At 36.3% G+C, this 16,629-nt stretch carries 14 protein-coding genes and 4 tRNA genes; 1 reads left to right on the top strand and 17 read right to left on the bottom strand.

What is annotated here, in order from left to right; all coding sequences use genetic code 11:
• The first annotated feature begins 57 nt into the window (after positions 1–57).
• The gene (pepF, locus tag AB3X49_RS08465) at positions 58–1,875 is read left to right on the top strand and encodes an oligoendopeptidase F (protein WP_367961527.1); all 1,818 of its coding nucleotides are present in this window, start codon (positions 58–60) and stop codon (positions 1,873–1,875) included.
• A gap of 36 nt (positions 1,876–1,911) precedes the next feature.
• Here pepF and AB3X49_RS08470 read toward each other — a convergent pair whose 3' ends face one another.
• From AB3X49_RS08470 to AB3X49_RS08550, 17 genes are all read right to left on the bottom strand, one after another.
• A complete protein-coding gene (locus AB3X49_RS08470) occupies positions 1,912–2,790 on the bottom strand; it encodes a radical SAM/SPASM domain-containing protein (RefSeq protein ID WP_002016446.1) in 879 nt (292 codons plus the stop codon).
• Between the two features lie 180 nt (positions 2,791–2,970).
• Positions 2,971–3,450 carry a 23S rRNA (pseudouridine(1915)-N(3))-methyltransferase RlmH gene (rlmH, locus tag AB3X49_RS08475; protein ID WP_367961529.1) on the bottom strand — a complete coding sequence of 160 codons (480 nt, stop codon included), beginning with the start codon at positions 3,448–3,450 and terminating at the stop codon, positions 2,971–2,973.
• A 59-nt stretch (positions 3,451–3,509) separates the two neighbouring features.
• Positions 3,510–3,695 (bottom strand): CxxH/CxxC protein, encoded by a 186-nt coding sequence (locus AB3X49_RS08480; protein WP_002035001.1) that lies wholly within the window; start codon positions 3,693–3,695, stop codon positions 3,510–3,512.
• 53 nt (positions 3,696–3,748) lie between these two features.
• Positions 3,749–4,936 (bottom strand): S1C family serine protease, encoded by a 1,188-nt coding sequence (locus AB3X49_RS08485; protein ID WP_012262090.1) that lies wholly within the window; start codon positions 4,934–4,936, stop codon positions 3,749–3,751.
• A gap of 63 nt (positions 4,937–4,999) precedes the next feature.
• Complete coding sequence (yycJ, locus tag AB3X49_RS08490) at positions 5,000–5,794, bottom strand: exodeoxyribonuclease YycJ (RefSeq protein ID WP_002167283.1); 795 nt, start codon at positions 5,792–5,794, stop codon at positions 5,000–5,002.
• A complete protein-coding gene (locus tag AB3X49_RS08495; protein ID WP_002166372.1) occupies positions 5,778–6,614 on the bottom strand; it encodes a two-component system regulatory protein YycI in 837 nt (278 codons plus the stop codon). Before AB3X49_RS08495 ends, yycJ begins: the two co-directional genes overlap by 17 nt.
• Positions 6,595–7,932, bottom strand: coding sequence for a YycH family regulatory protein (locus AB3X49_RS08500; protein WP_367961533.1), 1,338 nt, complete (start codon positions 7,930–7,932; stop codon positions 6,595–6,597). Before AB3X49_RS08500 ends, AB3X49_RS08495 begins: the two co-directional genes overlap by 20 nt.
• Complete coding sequence (gene walK / locus AB3X49_RS08505; protein WP_002166370.1) at positions 7,929–9,764, bottom strand: cell wall metabolism sensor histidine kinase WalK; 1,836 nt, start codon at positions 9,762–9,764, stop codon at positions 7,929–7,931. Before walK ends, AB3X49_RS08500 begins: the two co-directional genes overlap by 4 nt.
• A gap of 3 nt (positions 9,765–9,767) precedes the next feature.
• On the bottom strand, positions 9,768–10,475 hold the full coding sequence (gene walR / locus AB3X49_RS08510) for a cell wall metabolism DNA-binding response regulator WalR (RefSeq protein WP_000971867.1): 708 nt from the start codon (positions 10,473–10,475) through the stop codon (positions 9,768–9,770).
• 282 nt (positions 10,476–10,757) lie between these two features.
• A tRNA-Phe gene (locus tag AB3X49_RS08515) sits at positions 10,758–10,830 on the bottom strand.
• 9 nt (positions 10,831–10,839) lie between these two features.
• Positions 10,840–10,915: transfer RNA gene (locus tag AB3X49_RS08520), tRNA-Asp, on the bottom strand.
• 21 nt (positions 10,916–10,936) lie between these two features.
• Positions 10,937–11,008: transfer RNA gene (locus AB3X49_RS08525), tRNA-Glu, on the bottom strand.
• Positions 11,009–11,021: 13 nt separating this feature from the next.
• Positions 11,022–11,097: transfer RNA gene (locus AB3X49_RS08530), tRNA-Lys, on the bottom strand.
• A 154-nt stretch (positions 11,098–11,251) separates the two neighbouring features.
• Positions 11,252–12,541 (bottom strand): adenylosuccinate synthase, encoded by a 1,290-nt coding sequence (locus AB3X49_RS08535; protein ID WP_002034994.1) that lies wholly within the window; start codon positions 12,539–12,541, stop codon positions 11,252–11,254.
• 215 nt (positions 12,542–12,756) lie between these two features.
• On the bottom strand, positions 12,757–14,118 hold the full coding sequence (gene dnaB, locus AB3X49_RS08540; RefSeq protein WP_002016457.1) for a replicative DNA helicase: 1,362 nt from the start codon (positions 14,116–14,118) through the stop codon (positions 12,757–12,759).
• A 27-nt stretch (positions 14,119–14,145) separates the two neighbouring features.
• The gene (gene rplI / locus AB3X49_RS08545) at positions 14,146–14,592 is read right to left on the bottom strand and encodes a 50S ribosomal protein L9 (RefSeq protein ID WP_002130186.1); all 447 of its coding nucleotides are present in this window, start codon (positions 14,590–14,592) and stop codon (positions 14,146–14,148) included.
• The gene (locus AB3X49_RS08550; RefSeq protein ID WP_367961538.1) at positions 14,589–16,562 is read right to left on the bottom strand and encodes a DHH family phosphoesterase; all 1,974 of its coding nucleotides are present in this window, start codon (positions 16,560–16,562) and stop codon (positions 14,589–14,591) included. Before AB3X49_RS08550 ends, rplI begins: the two co-directional genes overlap by 4 nt.
• Positions 16,563–16,629 lie beyond the last annotated feature (67 nt).

Consider the following 16,629-nt stretch of genomic DNA (forward strand, 5'->3'; position numbering starts at 1 on the left):
TCACTGAATTTTCTAGTATCATGTTTTTAGATACTTATAATAAGGGGGATATAACAAATGAAAAATGTAATTGAGAAACGCCTTATTCGCGCGGAAGTCTCTACTGAATTGACATGGGACCTTTCTGATTTATACGAATCTGATAAAGAGTGGGAAACTGCATTACGTGTATTAACAGCCGATATAAAAAAACTTGATGCATTTAAAGGACAATTACACAATAGCCCCGCTACCTTATTAAATTGCCTACTTTTAGAAGAAGAGCTTTTAATGAAGTTAACAAAAATCGGCGCATATGCAAATTTAAAAGAATCCGCTGATCGTATAGATTCAGTTATTCAAGCGAACTCTTCCAAAATTTACGCTCTAGGAACGAATGTACATACCGCGCTATCCTTTATTCATAACGAAATTCTCTCATTTGAGGAGGGAACAATTGAAAAATATTTAACTGAGGAAATAAAACTTGAACCTTTCCGTAAATCATTACTAGAGATACTCAAAAAGAGGCAGCACACACTCTCTCCTGAAACAGAAGAAGCTCTTGCTGCACTCGGCGAAGTTCATAGTTCACCCTACAAAATTTACGGCATGACTAAATTAGCCGATATGGATTTCCCCTCTATACAAGATGAACAGGGAAATGATTTGCCTGTATCGTTTGCATTATTCGAAAGTAAATATGAATTTTCTCCAAGCGCATATATACGTAAAAAAGCATATTCATCATTTGTTTCCACATTGAAACGATATAAAAATACAGTTGCAACAACATATGCTACTGAAGTAAAAAAACAAGTGGCGCTTTCTCGTTTGCGCAAGTATGAGTCCGTTACCCATATGCTTTTAGAACCTCAAAAGGTTCCACTTGAAATGTATAACAACCAACTAGATATTATTTATAACGAATTAGCGCCTCATATGCGCCGTTTTGCAGATTTAAAAAAGAATGTATTAGGGCTTGATCAAATGCTTTTCTGTGACTTACATGCACCGTTAGATCCTGAATTTAATCCAACAATCACTTACGAAGAAGCTGGCAAACTCATTCAAGATTCTTTAAAAGTATTAGGAAATGAATATAGTTCCATTATCGAAAAGGGCTTCAAAGAAAGATGGGTAGACCTTGCAGATAACGTAGGAAAATCAACAGGCGCCTTCTGCTCTAGCCCATACGGTTCTCACCCTTATATTTTAATTACATGGCAGGGTACGATGCGCGGGTGTTTCACATTAGCTCATGAATTTGGACATGCTGGTCATTTTTATTTAGCAAATAAAAATCAGCGTATTATGAATGTGCGTCCATCTATGTACTTCGTTGAAGCTCCATCAACGATGAATGAATTACTATTAGCCCAGCATTTACTTGCGACTACTGAAGATAAGAGGATGCGCAGATGGGTTATTCTGCAACTACTCGGCACATATTACCATAACTTCGTTACCCATCTACTTGAGGGAGAATATCAAAGAAGAGTATACGATCTAGCAGAAGAAGGGCAAGCACTCACAGCTACAACTTTAACTGAAATAAAAACGAAGGTCCTTTCGACATTCTGGGGAGATTCCGTAGAAATTGATGAAGGCGCCGGTTTAACATGGATGCGTCAACCTCACTATTATATGGGCTTATATTCTTACACATATTCTGCGGGACTAACTGCTTCTACCGCTGTAGCTCAAATGATTAAAGAAGAGGGACAACCTGCTGTTGATCGCTGGCTTGATGTGCTCCGTGCAGGCGGTACAATGAAACCACTTGAATTAATGAAACACGCTGGAGTAGACATGTCAAAACCAGATGCAATCCGTAAAGCTGTTTCTTACGTAGGTTCCTTAATTGATGAATTAGAACGTTCTTATCAAGAATAAAAATAAGCCCTCGCTTTATGAGGGCTTATTCTAAATTTACTTTCCAAATCTTTTGCGGTATCCGCACTTTCTACATAGTTCTTCTACTGCAACCCTTTTTGAAAATCCATCTACAATATTGTTCGCTCTTTCGCCTTCAATAATATTAGAGAATGAATCATTATTAATATTTCCAAGATTAATAATTCCCTCACCATCTAGACAACAAGGAATAACCGTTCCGTTCGCTAAGATTCCAGCCTGATTTCGAAGACCATGACAGAATCCTTTTCCATCATCCTCTTCTTCATGCAATGCCGGCCACTGGAATTCATAGTCTTGATTAATAAAGACACGTTCCGCAATTTTTATACCTTTTCCCGGTGTAAGCTTCTCTTCAATTTGATAAGATAGATCAAACTCATTTTCAATTATAGATAATAAATCCCTATTTTTTTGGATTTCAGCATTTGTTTTATTATCCTGAGTTAAATTCCATAATCTTAGTGAAACGATTAAGTCCGATTGACTTGTTGCCTCTCTAATGAAAGAAAGTATACTCCTTACATAGCCCTCTTTATCTTGCGAACCTGGGTGTCCATCAAAACTGTGCAGTGAAAAATTCATTTGTCTTAACGCAGGCTTATTTAACAGTCTATGCCTTCTCTTATTAATTAACGTTCCGTTCGTTGTAATATTAACTTTAAACCCTTTTTCATGGCTTAAATCTAATAGTTGATCTATTTTCGGATGGAGCAACGGCTCACCCTTCACGTGCAAATAAATGTAGTCTGTGTGAGGTTTAATTTGGTCTAATCTTTTAGCAAAATCCTCTACAGAAATGAATTGCTTCTGCCTTTCCGTCGGCGGACAAAAGCTGCACGCAAGATTACATACACTCGTAATCTCCAAGTAAAACTTCTTAAACTTCTTCACCTTTAATTCCTCACTTCTATGACTACTTATACTTTTTCCCTCTTCATATTACAGCATATTTTTTTAGAAATAGAAACATACTTATTTTAGGAAATCTACATACCATCTATTAATGTTTAAAAGACCATCGGTGATTTTTGTCCAATGGTCTTTTTTACTCTTTATATACAAATGAAAAATTTATTTATGATACGGTTCACCACGATTAATCCGAAACGCTCTATACACCTGCTCAAGCAATACTAATCGCATTAATTGATGTGGTAATGTCATCTTCGAAAAAGAAAGAGATTCGTTTGAACGCTTCATTACTTCAGAACTAAGCCCCAGTGATCCGCCAATTACAAATGTGATCTTGCTCTTTCCATATGTAGCAAGGCGATCTATACTTACCGCAAATTCTTCTGATGATTTTTGTTTTCCTTCTATAGCTAACGCAATGACATGCGTATCATCAGAAATTTTATCCAGTATACGAATACCTTCTTTTTCTTTTACAATTAACATTTCTGCTGCACTTAAATTTTCTGGTGCCTTTTCATCTGACAATTCAATTACTTCTACTTTCGCGTACGAAGATAATCGTTTTAAATATTCTGCTATACCTTGTTTTAAGTACTTTTCTTTTAATTTCCCAATTGAAATAATCGAGATATTCACATTTATTCCCCACCTTACAAACATGTTATCCACAGGACTTATCCACATATCCACAAATGTTACCCACATATTGTGTGAGAATCTGTGTTCGATACAACATATGTCGCCTCATTTTGACAAAATTCACATGTTTTTTTCTCTTCTTTAGAGTTATCCACATTGTTAATAACCGGTGCGACTTCACATTCATCCACAATGATATCTAATGCTAATTCAACATGTTCTAAACAACAAGGTAAATTCATATTCTTCACCTCACTTTTCTACAATAGAAAACAGGAGGTAGGCCCTCCTGTTTTTAATACTTTTGAATGCCTAATTTCACCGTTGTTGTCGCTCGTTTTGTACCACGATAAAACGTAAGAGTCATTTTATCATTAATTTTTTTATTATATAAGGCCGTGCGGAACCCAATAATATCGTGCACCGCTTTTCCATCTACCGCCACAATAACATCATGTTCTCTAAGACCCGCATCCGTACCTGGCGAAGGACTTTTCACATCTAAAATGCAGACTCCTTCTGTTACGTTACCTGGTAAGTGTAATGTTTTTGACCAATAGTAACTCGGAATCTCATTTAATGATCTTAGTTCAATCCCAACGTAAGGTCTTCTTACTTTACCGTACTTTTCTAGTTCATTCATAATAGGAACAGCTCTCGTAACTGGAATAGCTAGTCCAATTCCTTCTACTTCTTTTGCTGCAATTTTCATTGAGTTAATACCTATTAATTGTCCCTCTACATTTACAAGCGCTCCACCACTATTACCTGGATTAATTGCCGCATCTGTTTGCAATACTTCTACTTGCCAATCGTAATGTCCATCTTGATCTAAATCTACAGGAACAATACGCTCATTAGCCGAAATAATACCTTGTGTGACAGTTCCGGAAAATTGTAACCCCAGTGGATTTCCAATCGCAATAACTGGTTCTCCTCTACGAACGGTATTAGAGTCGCCAATTTCAATCACTTTCTTCACATGCTTCGCATCTATTTCTAGTACAGCTAAGTCCGTGACTACATCGGTTCCTAATACTTTACCTGGAATTTTCTTACCGTCACTTAAGCTCACTTCAATACGATTCGCCCCAGCAACAACGTGGTTATTCGTTACAATATACGCATGTCCATCTGTTCTCTTATAAATCACACCAGATCCTGTACCAGCTTCCGAATCAGCCTCTGAAAAATTGTCTCGTTGAATATTAATAACACCAACAACAGCCTCTGAAGCACGATCAACAGCGTCTACAAAGCTAATCTGTTTAACAGGAACATTTCCACTTTGAGCTTCAGCCATATTTTTTTCACTTGCTTCAGCTTGCGGAAGCTTACCTGCATGATTTGAAAATAAAGGAGCTCCAAATGCAAATAATGAAGCCCCTACAATCGTCCCCGCTATGCTAGAAATGACAATACCTTTATGTTTCTTTTTGCCTGCACGTTTAATACGATATTTTTCTTCATCAATAAAGGACATATTTGTTCACCTATCTTCCTGAAAACAACTATATTCACCTTTATTGTTTACTAAAATGAAGAATTATACGTATTGAATTTTCGTGGGCACTTTTTGATCTGTATCATGTATTTCAAAGGATTTTCCAACCCCAAAACCTTTTTCTTCTAATACTTGTGATACAGACATACGCGCTAATTCTTTCATGTTATTATCTAAGCTTAAATGTGCTAAATAAATGTGTTTTGTCTCATCTGTAATAACATCAGCCATCGCTAATGCAGCGTCCTCATTACAAACGTGGCCAACGTCGCTTAAAATACGTCGCTTAATGCTCCATGGATAGCGTCCCATACGAAGCATTTCCACATCATGATTGCTTTCAAACACGAAAGCATTTGCTCCCTTAATAACACCTTTCATACGGTCACTTACGTAGCCCGTATCTGTAATAAGAGCTAACTTTCTATTATTATTATGAAAAGCGTAAAACATCGGTTCCGCCGCATCATGAGAAACACCAAATGATTCAACTTCAATATCCCCAAATGTTTTCACGTCTCCTACTGAGAAAATGAATTTTTGATCAGTTGGGATATTACCTATTAAATGTTCCATTGCATTCCATGTTTTCTCGTTCGCATAAACAGGTAAATCATATTTACGCGCCAATACACCTAATCCTTTAATGTGATCACTATGCTCATGTGTTACAAGAATACCTGATATGTCATTTATATTCAGTTCAGCTTGTTTAAATAAAGCCTCTGTCGCTTTACCACTTAAACCTGCATCGACAAGCAGTTTTTTTTCATCTGTTCCTACATATAGCATATTCCCTGTACTTCCACTTGCAAGTACACTAAAATGCATGCTCATTCTTTCTCACTCCATTATGTTCTTCCGGCACTTGAGTTTCCCCTAATTCCATAACTTGTCCTTCAATTGCATTCACAAAAAAATCCTTTTTTTGTTCTGTCTTTAAGTTCCATGTTGGAGCAAGCACTTGTATATTAGAAGAAGACTCCGCAAGAGTCGCATATCCAATCTGCGCCTCTTTCACGTGCGTATTTTCTGCAATTTTATTTTTCAAATATATATTTTCTAAAGCTGTTTGAGCAGTAATAATTTCTTGTTCTTTCGTCTTTTCGCTTTCGCCCATTTCCTTCAAATCCGTTAACATTGTTTGTGTATATGAAATAAGCTCATTTTTTTCATTTAAATCTACAACAATCATCGCACGATTATTGTAGAAGATTGGTTTATCTTTATACTTTTGAAAGAAGTAAATTTTTGAGTCCTTTATTGCTCCAAACTCATATTTTTGTCCATCCAGCACATAATTTTTCAAAAACTCATTATACTTATCTTTTGACAATGATTTTGTATTTAAAAAAGGCTCTTTTAATTTACCCTCTATTTGATATTCGTCTTGCACATGCGCTGTCTGATTTTTTAAAGATTGCACATCTTCTTCTTTGAAACCCTTATTTTTTGCCATTATAAATGACTCTTTTTTCGGTTCTTTAGGGAAATTTCCCATAGTAATTTTTTCAGCTTTTAATTGTTGATCGATTTTCGTTTCCGTCACAAGTTCTAATTGATTACTATCTTGCTTTTGAATGAACTGAAAGATAAGAAAGAGGTCTAAAACAAAAAAGGTCACAATAAATATGGTTTTAATTCGATCCCAATCCATTTAGTCCCCCCTCACTCCACTCATATATTTGTTGCTTACCATCTTCTTCACATTTTACATACCATATCGGCTGTAAGACAGCAATTCTCACATCACTGATGGACGGTTCCAATGACATTTTATAACCAATACCAACATCCTGAATTGATTTTTTATCAATTTCTGGATTATTCTCTAGTGATGTCATCACTATACGACCTGATGCGAGAGAAGTTGTTTGTTGTTTACTAGGCAAAGTAATACTGAACTCAAAAAAGGGTCTTTCATACTGCATAATTTCACCTGAACCCCATACTTGTTTTAACTCCGCTATTCCATTTGCATTAAATACAGGCAAACCATCCTCATATAAACGGAATGAAGATTTCCTCCCATTAATATAATCAAAACGATAGGACTTCAAGGATCCACTATGCCCACTTACAAAGTCAAAACTTTTTTGTAAAATTACCGCATTATCCGTAGATTTATCACCATGTACAGCGGAATTTTTATATTTCAACATTGCATCCGACTTATCAATTTCCATAGAACGGATGCCATCTGTAAATGTTTCCTTTGTTTTCTCAGAAATAGGACTTAAATAACGTGGATCACTAAATAAAGCATTTTTAAATGGATCCACTTCTAGTTTAGCTGTAATATACTCTGCCTTACTTAATTCCGTAATCCCCTCTGGTAAAAAAAGTTTTTTTGTATCATTTATTTGATACTCAAAATATGGTCTTGCTACTGTTATAAGTTGATTTTGAGCATTTATAATATCCTTTATATAAGCACCACTCAATGTTGCTTGATATATTTTATGAGAAGTATCATAGGAAACAAAGCTAACTTTAATTTCTTGGTCCTTACTTCTAGAAGGATCAATTATAATACGATTAAAACTTCTGTTACTTTCTATGTTTTTATCTTTAATATTAAACATATTTTTAATCGTATCTAACGGGATATTTGTAGGAAAAACAAATTCAATTTTTTCTTCTCCGTGTACATAAGACAGAAAATCACCTTTAGGGACTGTCCCCGTTATTTCCTCGAAATTATGTAATTCTCCGTTTTCAAGAATTTTATAGATCGAATCCACATTTTCCTTCTTTTCGCTTACATAATGATTTTTCTCTTTATGAATAACAACAGAGGATGGGCGAACAACCTCCGAAATCTTTATCGTATTTATCTCTTCGTTACCTTGAACGAACTTTGTATTTTGCATAGAAGTAGAATCAGGAACATATGTCCACAAGTTAAAAGTAAGAAATAGACTAATGACAACCAAATTAATTAGAACTATCGTTTTAAAGTTTTCCATACTCATTCCCAATCGTCCTCTTCATCTGTCGCCATTGGCAATGTGAAATAAATAGTTGTCCCTTTTCCTTCCTCACTTTTCGCCCAAACCGAGCCGCCATGTGCCTCAATCATTTCTTTCGCAATGGCTAACCCAAGACCTGTACCACCCATTTGTCTCGAACGCGCTTTATCTACACGATAAAAACGTTCAAATATTTTATCTACATTTTCTTTCGGAATTCCCATTCCTTGATCACTCACACTAATCTCTAATAACTCCCCGCGGTCACGTAGGCGATATGTTACTGTACCACCTTCTGGCGAATATTTTAGTGCATTGGAAATAATGTTATATAAAACTTGTGTAATTTTGTCTGTATCCATATCAATAAATCGAGATTTTTTAGAGAAAGATCGTTTGAAGCTTACATTTTGCTCTTTAGACATTTCAAAACGATCGATAACGTTATTAAAGAAATCAGTAAAGTCGACCCATTCCTTCATTAAGCGATGTTCTGTACTATCTAGTTTAGATAGTTGTAACAATGCATTTACAAGCCTGATCATTCTTTCCGTTTCTTCTTGTGTAACTGTTAAAAATTGCGGTGCAATATTTGGATCTTGCCATGCTCCATCAGTAAGTGCTTCTAAGTAACTGCGCATCGTTGTTAACGGCGTTCTTAACTCATGAGATACGTTCGCAACAAACTCACGGCGCTCTTGTTCTATCCGCTCCTGCTCTGTTACATCATATAATACAGCAATTAAACCATTTGCCTTCCCTGTTTCTTTTTGAATAACAGAGAAACTAGCACGTAAAATATATGGTTCATTTCTCGTACTAAAATCTAATAAAACTGAATCAGGCTCTTCATATAAATGATCCAGTGTAAATTCTTCTTGTATTCCTAGCACTTCTAACACTGATTGATCTAGCGCCGTTTCACGCGAAACATTTAACATCTTTTCCGCAGGATCATTTAATAAAATGATATCCCCTTTTCGATCAGTAGCAATTACTCCATCTGTCATATGTGATAAAACGGATGATAATTTTCGTCTTTCACTTTCTGTGGAGGAACGAGCTTGTTGTAATTTTTTAGATAAATTGTTAAAAGATAATGCTAATTGTCCAATCTCATCGTGACTATGCACCTTTACTTTTCGCGAATAATTTCCTTTCGCCATTTCAATTGCTTGTCTTCGCATATCTGAAATTGGTCTCGTAATTGTTTGAGCCAATAAAATTCCAAGTACAGCTGTTACTAATAAAGCAATTACTGTCCCCGTTGCGAAAATTTGGTTGATGTCCTTCATTTGTTTATACACATCTTCCATAGATGCAACGATATGAATGACACCAAGTACCTCTCCGCCTGGCTCTTTTAGAATAGGGGTAATCATAACTTGAACTCTATGACCTGTATTTCCATCTTTCTCAATCTTTGACTCTGGTTTCTTTTGTACCATTACCCGTTGTACAGCTGTATCTGCTGACGTTCTTCCTACCTTATTTTGCTTAGACCCGTCTGAAATTGCCATTAATTTTTTAGTAGAATCAATTACACTTACTTCTTGAATATCTTTCTTACGATCTGATGCGAATTTTTGAATCGAATCATTAATAGCTTTATCTACTGATTCTGTTTTAGGACGTTCTTTTACAAACTCTTGCTTCAGGTTATAAGAAAGTAGATTTGTTTGCTGCGTTAAGGAATCTTGAAAGCCTTTTACAAGGCTTTTTTCTAATTCCCTGACGAAATATACGCCAATTACTTGCATTGCTATTAATATTAACAGCATATATATGAGCACAAATTTTAAATGAATAGATTGAAAAAAACCAACTTTCTTCATATACTATTCCTGTTCTGGGTCACGCAAGTAATACCCTACCCCACGTCTAGTTACAATTAAAGTAGGATGACTTGGATTATCTTCAATTTTTTCGCGTAAACGACGTACTGTTACGTCTACTGTACGTACATCTCCAAAATAATCATAACCCCAAACTGTTTGTAATAAATGTTCACGAGTCATAACTTGACCTAAATGCTTCGCTAAATAATGTAGTAATTCAAATTCACGATGTGTAAGCTCAATGCTTTCTTCACGCTTTGTTACACTATAAGCGTTCGAATTAATAACGATTGGTCCAATAACCATTTCGGTATTTTCTTCTTTCTCTGCAGCACCACCCTGCTGATGGCGACGTAAATTCGCTTTCACACGAGCAAGTAACTCCCTAGTACTAAATGGCTTCGTTACATAATCATCTGCCCCAAGCTCAAGCCCTAATACTTTATCAATTTCAGAGTCTTTTGCTGTAAGCATAATAATTGGCATTTCTGAGCTTTTACGTATTTCACGACATACCTCTAAACCGTCTTTTCCCGGTAACATAATATCTAATAAAACCATATCTGGCTGTTCTTCATTTGCTTTTTCAATCGCCTCATCACCATCATGCGCCATTACAATTTCAAAACCTTCTTTTTCTAGGTTGAACTTCAAAATATCCGCAATTGGCTTTTCATCATCAACTACTAAAATTTTCTTTCCCATCATCGTCTATTTCCTCCTTATAAAAATATGATCAATAATCCTCAAACATATTGGTGTTTCTATAGTATGTTCCTATATGACAACAATCTTAGTCTAAGTATTTCTCCTCTATTCTCATAGACTCATGTATCATCCACTTTTACACAGAATCCTATACGATCTATAGAAAAACCTCTAGCTTCAACTGCTAGAGGCTCCTCATTCTATTGTAAAATAACTACCCACATTTGTAAAACTGGACAAAATAAAAAGGATATTAAGTGGGCCCACTTAATATCCTGAGAGTGGCTCGGGACGGAATCGAACCGCCGACACGAGGATTTTCAGTCCTCTGCTCTACCGACTGAGCTACCGAGCCAACATAAAATGGCGGTCCCGACCGGGGTCGAACCGGCGATCTCCTGCGTGACAGGCAGGCATGTTAACCACTACACCACGGGACCAAAAATGAACATAAAAAAACATGACCCGTACGGGATTCGAACCCGTGTTACCGCCGTGAAAGGGCGGTGTCTTAACCACTTGACCAACGGGCCACGAAAAATAAAATGGTGAGCCATGAAGGATTCGAACCTTCGACCCTCTGATTAAAAGTCAGATGCTCTACCAACTGAGCTAATGGCTCATACTCACCAACGTCATATTTTCGTGACGACAAGACATATCATAACATGCTATCTTTCATTTTTGCAATACCTTTTCTTATTTTTTTATAAAAAATAAGAAAAAACTCATAAAAATATGAGTTTTTTCTTAAAAAAATCAATTTTTTATATCAATTAAGCTTCGTATACGTTACGAACGATATTTGTTTGATTACGATCTGGTCCAACCGAGAACATAGATAATTGGATTCCTGTTAATTCAGAAACACGCTCTACGTATTTTCTTGCATTTTCAGGAAGCTCATCCAATGATTTCACAGCAGTAACATCTTCTGTCCAACCTGGAAGCTCTTCATATACAGGCTCACATTTCGCTAAAATGTTTAAGTTAGCTGGAACTTCATCGATAACTTCGCCATTGCATTTGTAAGCAACACAAATTTTAACAGTTGGAATACCTGTTAATACATCGATAGAGTTTAATGATAAATCTGTTAAACCACTAACACGACGTGCATGTCTTACAACAACGCTATCGAACCAACCTACACGGCGTGGACGACCCGTTGTTGTTCCGTATTCACGACCAACTTCACGAATTTGGTGACCGATTTCATCATTAAGTTCAGTAGGGAATGGACCATCACCAACACGGCTTGTATATGCTTTACATACACCTACAACGCGAGTAACTTTCGCAGGACCAACTCCAGTTCCAACTGTTACACCACCAGCAATTGGGTTAGAAGATGTAACGAACGGGTACGTACCGTGGTCGATATCAAGCATAACACCTTGTGCACCTTCAAATAATACACGATTATTGTTATCTAGTGCATCATTTAATACGACAGATGTATCGCATACGTAATGTGCGATTTGTTGTCCGTATTCGAAGTACTCTTCAAAGATTTCTTCTACGCTGAAACCTTCTGTATCGTACATTTTTTCAAACAAACGATTTTTCTCCACTAAATTACGTTCAAGCTTCTCTTTAAATGCTTCACGGTCTAAAAGATCAGCCATACGGATACCAATACGAGCAGCTTTATCCATATATGCAGGACCGATACCTTTTTTCGTTGTACCAATCTTGTTATCACCTTTACTCGCTTCTTCTAATTCATCTTGTTTTAAGTGATAAGGTAAAATAACGTGCGCACGGTTACTTACACGTAAATTATCAGTACTTACACCACGATCGTGTAAGTATTTCAACTCTTCAAGTAATGCTTTCGGATCTACTACTAAGCCATTTCCGATTACACAAATTTTCTCTTTATAGAAAATACCAGATGGAATTAAGTGTAATTTATATTTAACTCCGCCGAAAACAATTGTATGTCCCGCGTTATTTCCACCTTGATATCTTGCAACTACTTCCGCATGCTCAGAAAGAAAATCAGTGATTTTACCTTTTCCTTCGTCGCCCCATTGTGTTCCTACAACTACTACTGAAGACATTATTAAAGCACCTCCGCAATTTTCAAACGATCTATTCAAACAATATAATTGTACCAAAACAGAAAGAGAAGTCAACCAAAAAGCGAACATTTTTTTATCGAAAAACGTTTTCGTTCGTAAGAATTACATATTCACCTTATGAAAGCCCTATCTTTCATATAAAAAAAAAGAAACACATCTTATTATAAGAAATGTGTTTCTTTTTTATACTGCCTTTATGCGTGCGGTGCATGTCCATCCTCAAAGCGGCGTTCTAAGTTGACGAATTTATTAAATTCCTTAACAAACGCAAGCTCTACTGAACCTACCGGACCATTACGTTGTTTTGCAATGATAATTTCAATTGTATTTTTATTTTCTGTTTCACGGTCATAGTAATCTTCACGATATAGGAAGGCTACAATGTCAGCATCCTGCTCGATACTTCCTGATTCACGAATGTCAGACATCATCGGACGTTTATCTTGACGGGATTCTACACCACGAGATAACTGCGACAAGGCGATAACAGGTACTTGTAATTCACGTGCAATCCCTTTTAATGTACGAGAAATCTCAGATACTTCCTGCTGACGGTTTTCTCCTGATTTTCCACTTCCTTGAATAAGCTGTAAATAGTCAATCAAAACCATCCCAAGACCTTGCTCTTGCTTTAATCTACGACATTTTGCTCGAATCTCATTTACTTTAATCCCTGGTGTATCATCAATATATATACCAGCATTAGAAAGGCTACCCATCGCCATTGTTAATTTCGCCCAATCATCAGAAGTTAATGAACCGGTACGAAGTCTTTGTGCATCAATATTTCCTTCTGCACAAAGCATACGCATAACAAGCTGATCAGAGCCCATCTCTAAACTAAAAATCGCTACATTTTCATCAGTTTTCGTCGCTACGTTTTGTGCGATATTTAGTGAAAATGCAGTTTTTCCTACCGATGGACGCGCCGCCACGATGATTAAATCATTTCGCTGAAAACCTGCGGTCATCTTATCTAATTCAGTAAATCCAGTTGGTATCCCGGTAACTTCACCCTTTTGATTATGCAAAAGTTCAATTTTATCATAAGCATCTACAAGAACATCTTTAATGTTTTGGAATGCTTTTGCATTTGTTTGGTGAGATACTTCTAATATTTTTTTCTCAGCCTCATTTAAAAGGCCATCCACATCATCTTCTCGCTCGTATCCATCCGATACAATATGAGTCGCCGTTCGAATTAAACGACGTAAAAGTGCCTTTTCAGCGATGATGCGTGCATAATATTCTACGTTAGCAGCTGTTGGAACAACTTCTGCTAACTCTGCTAGATAAGAAACCCCACCAACTTCTTCTAGTAATCCTTGATCAGCCATCGCTGATGTCATTATTACTAAGTCGATTGGTTCTCCCTTATCAGACAACCCAAGCATGACTTCAAAAATCTTTTGATGTTTCGTTCGATAAAATGAGTCAGGTACCAATAGTTCCGATGCTGACGTTAACGCATCCTGATCAATTAATATGGCACCTAAGACTGCCTGCTCAGCTTCTATATTATGCGGAGGGGTACGATCAGCCATTACATCACTCATGCGCAATCCTCCTTGCTTAATTTATTTTTATTGTTCACTAACATGAACTTTTACTGTTGCTGTTACTTGCGGATGCAATTTCACATTGACGTTTGTATAACCTAATGCACGGATTGCATCATCCATTTCAAATTTACGTTTATCAAGTTTAATCTTGTGTGACTTTTGCATTACATCTACAATTTGTTTACTCGTGATAGAACCAAATAAGCGGCCACCTTCTCCAGATTTCGCCTTTACTTCTACAGTTAATTTCTCTAATGTTTCTTTCAGCTCTTTTGCATTCTCAACTTCTGCTGCTGCATCTTTTTCCTCTTTGCGCTTTTGAGCATCTAAAGTTTTCATACTGCTGTTTGTCGCTTCGGCAGCTAACCCCTGTTTTAGTAAGAAATTATTTGCATAACCGTCTGGTACGTTTTTTATTTCTCCTTTTTTACCTTTACCTTTTACGTCTTTTAGAAAAATTACTTTCATGATTGTGTGCCTCCCTGTAAATAGTCATCAATAACAAATCGAAGCTTCTCCTCCGCTTCATCTACTGTAACATTTTTCATTTGTGTGGCTGCATTTGTTAAGTGCCCGCCACCTCCTAAATTCTCCATAATTAGCTGTACATTCAATTCACCTAAAGATCTACCACTAATTCCAATGAAATTTTCTCCACGTTTTGCAATAACAAACGATGCAATGATACCTGTCATTGTCAATAATGTGTCTGCTGATTGTGCAATAAGTACTTGGTCATAATATTCATCACCATCAACTTTAGCAATCGCAATTCCATTTTTATAAATGTACGCATTTTTAATGGCTTTTGCAACTCGTAAATACTGACCCATATCTTCTTTTAAAAGTTCTTGTACAAGTACAGTGTCTGCGCCATGCGAGCGTAAATAAGAAGCGGCATCAAATGTACGAGCGCCTGTACGGAATGTAAAACTTTTCGTATCAACAATAATACCAGCTAACAATGCCGTTGCTTCTAACATTGTCATCTTTAAATTTTTCGGTTGATACTCAAGTAATTCTGTAACAAGCTCTGCCGTTGAAGAAGCGTATGGCTCCATATAAACAAGTAATGGATCTTCAATGAAATCTTCCCCGCGGCGATGATGGTCAATAACTACTACATTTTCAATCTTGTGTAACAGTTTTTCCTCCATCACCATTGAAGGTTTATGCGTGTCAACAACAACAAGTAATGAATCATCATTTGCAAATCCCATCGCTTGCCCTGGTGTAATAAAATGTGACCATAACTCTTCATTTTGTTTCACTTTATCCATCAAACGTTTGATTCCTTTATCAGAATCATTTTCATCTAATACAATATATCCTTTGCGCTCATTTAATTGAGCTACCTTTAAAATACCAATCGCTGCACCAATCGCATCCATATCAGGAGCTCTATGCCCCATTATAATGACATTACTGCTTTCTAATACTAAATCCTTTAATGCATGCGAAATAACCCTAGCACGTACACGAGTACGCTTTTCAACCGGATTCGTCTTACCACCGTAAAACTTAACTTTACCCGTTGCTTGTTTAATAGCTACTTGGTCTCCTCCTCGTCCTAATGCAAGGTCTAAACCAGATTGTGCCATCGCTCCAAGCTCTGATAAAGGTAAATCACCTGAGCCAACACCAACACTTAATGTAAGTGGTATATTCCTTTTTGATGTTTCTTCACGCACTTGATCCAAAATACTAAATTTCCCTTTCTCCATTTGCGCTAAAATACTTTCATTTAGTACAACGAAGAATCTTTCTGAAGATGCACGTTTCAAATATGCACCATACTTAACGGCCCATTCATTTAGACGTGACGTCACAAGACTTGTTATATTCGTACGTAATTGGTCATCTAATCCTTGTGTAACTTCATCATAGTTATCTAAATAAATAACAGCTAAAACAGTGCGTTGATCTTCATACATCTTTTCAATTTCTGTTTGTTCCGTTACATCAAAGAAATAAATTAGTTTTTCTTCTTTCCTTACAAAAACACGAAACTTTCGATTATTTAAAGAAACTATATCGTCAGAAGTTTCCCCCTTAATAAAAAGGAGTAATGTTTCTGATACATCGTAAAGGTGCCAACCAGCTAATGCATGCTGCCCCAAACATGATGATAAATAAGGATTCGCCCAATCAATCCCATAATCCTTATTGTATAACAAAATACCAATTGGCATTTGGTTAAATGCTTCATTACTCACTTTCTTTACCCTTGTAATCATATCTGTCGTATGTTTTTCAAAATTCCTTTGAAAAGTAAGTTCGAATCGTATAACGAAAAAAAGTACAATACAAAAGATAAAAAAGGCTGATATCCCCATAATTAAATGAAAGTAACAGAGGAGTGAAATTAGCACGAATACAAAAAATGCCAATACGTAAACAGGATATAAAAACCACTGTTTCTTATAAAATTCAGGCATGTATACAACTCCTATAAAGTAAAACTAACTCACTTTCCAGTTAGTTAAACAAATTAAAATAGTGTAA

The organism is Bacillus sp. C30, from assembly GCF_040838255.1.
In the GTDB taxonomy this organism is placed as follows: domain Bacteria; phylum Bacillota; class Bacilli; order Bacillales; family Bacillaceae_G; genus Bacillus_A; species Bacillus_A mycoides.

Coding starts and splice junctions, on each gene's coding strand:
- pepF (WP_367961527.1), top strand. CDS start 58: ATGAAAAATGTAATTGAGAAACGCCTTATTCGCGCGGAAGTCTCTACT.
- AB3X49_RS08480 (WP_002035001.1), bottom strand. CDS start 3,695: ATGAATTTACCTTGTTGTTTAGAACATGTTGAATTAGCATTAGATATC.
- AB3X49_RS08485 (WP_012262090.1), bottom strand. CDS start 4,936: ATGTCCTTTATTGATGAAGAAAAATATCGTATTAAACGTGCAGGCAAA.
- yycJ (WP_002167283.1), bottom strand. CDS start 5,794: ATGAGCATGCATTTTAGTGTACTTGCAAGTGGAAGTACAGGGAATATG.
- AB3X49_RS08495 (WP_002166372.1), bottom strand. CDS start 6,614: ATGGATTGGGATCGAATTAAAACCATATTTATTGTGACCTTTTTTGTT.
- AB3X49_RS08500 (WP_367961533.1), bottom strand. CDS start 7,932: ATGAGTATGGAAAACTTTAAAACGATAGTTCTAATTAATTTGGTTGTC.
- walK (WP_002166370.1), bottom strand. CDS start 9,764: ATGAAGAAAGTTGGTTTTTTTCAATCTATTCATTTAAAATTTGTGCTC.
- walR (WP_000971867.1), bottom strand. CDS start 10,475: ATGATGGGAAAGAAAATTTTAGTAGTTGATGATGAAAAGCCAATTGCG.
- AB3X49_RS08535 (WP_002034994.1), bottom strand. CDS start 12,541: ATGTCTTCAGTAGTAGTTGTAGGAACACAATGGGGCGACGAAGGAAAA.
- dnaB (WP_002016457.1), bottom strand. CDS start 14,118: ATGAGTGATGTAATGGCTGATCGTACCCCTCCGCATAATATAGAAGCT.
- rplI (WP_002130186.1), bottom strand. CDS start 14,592: ATGAAAGTAATTTTTCTAAAAGACGTAAAAGGTAAAGGTAAAAAAGGA.
- AB3X49_RS08550 (WP_367961538.1), bottom strand. CDS start 16,562: ATGCCTGAATTTTATAAGAAACAGTGGTTTTTATATCCTGTTTACGTA.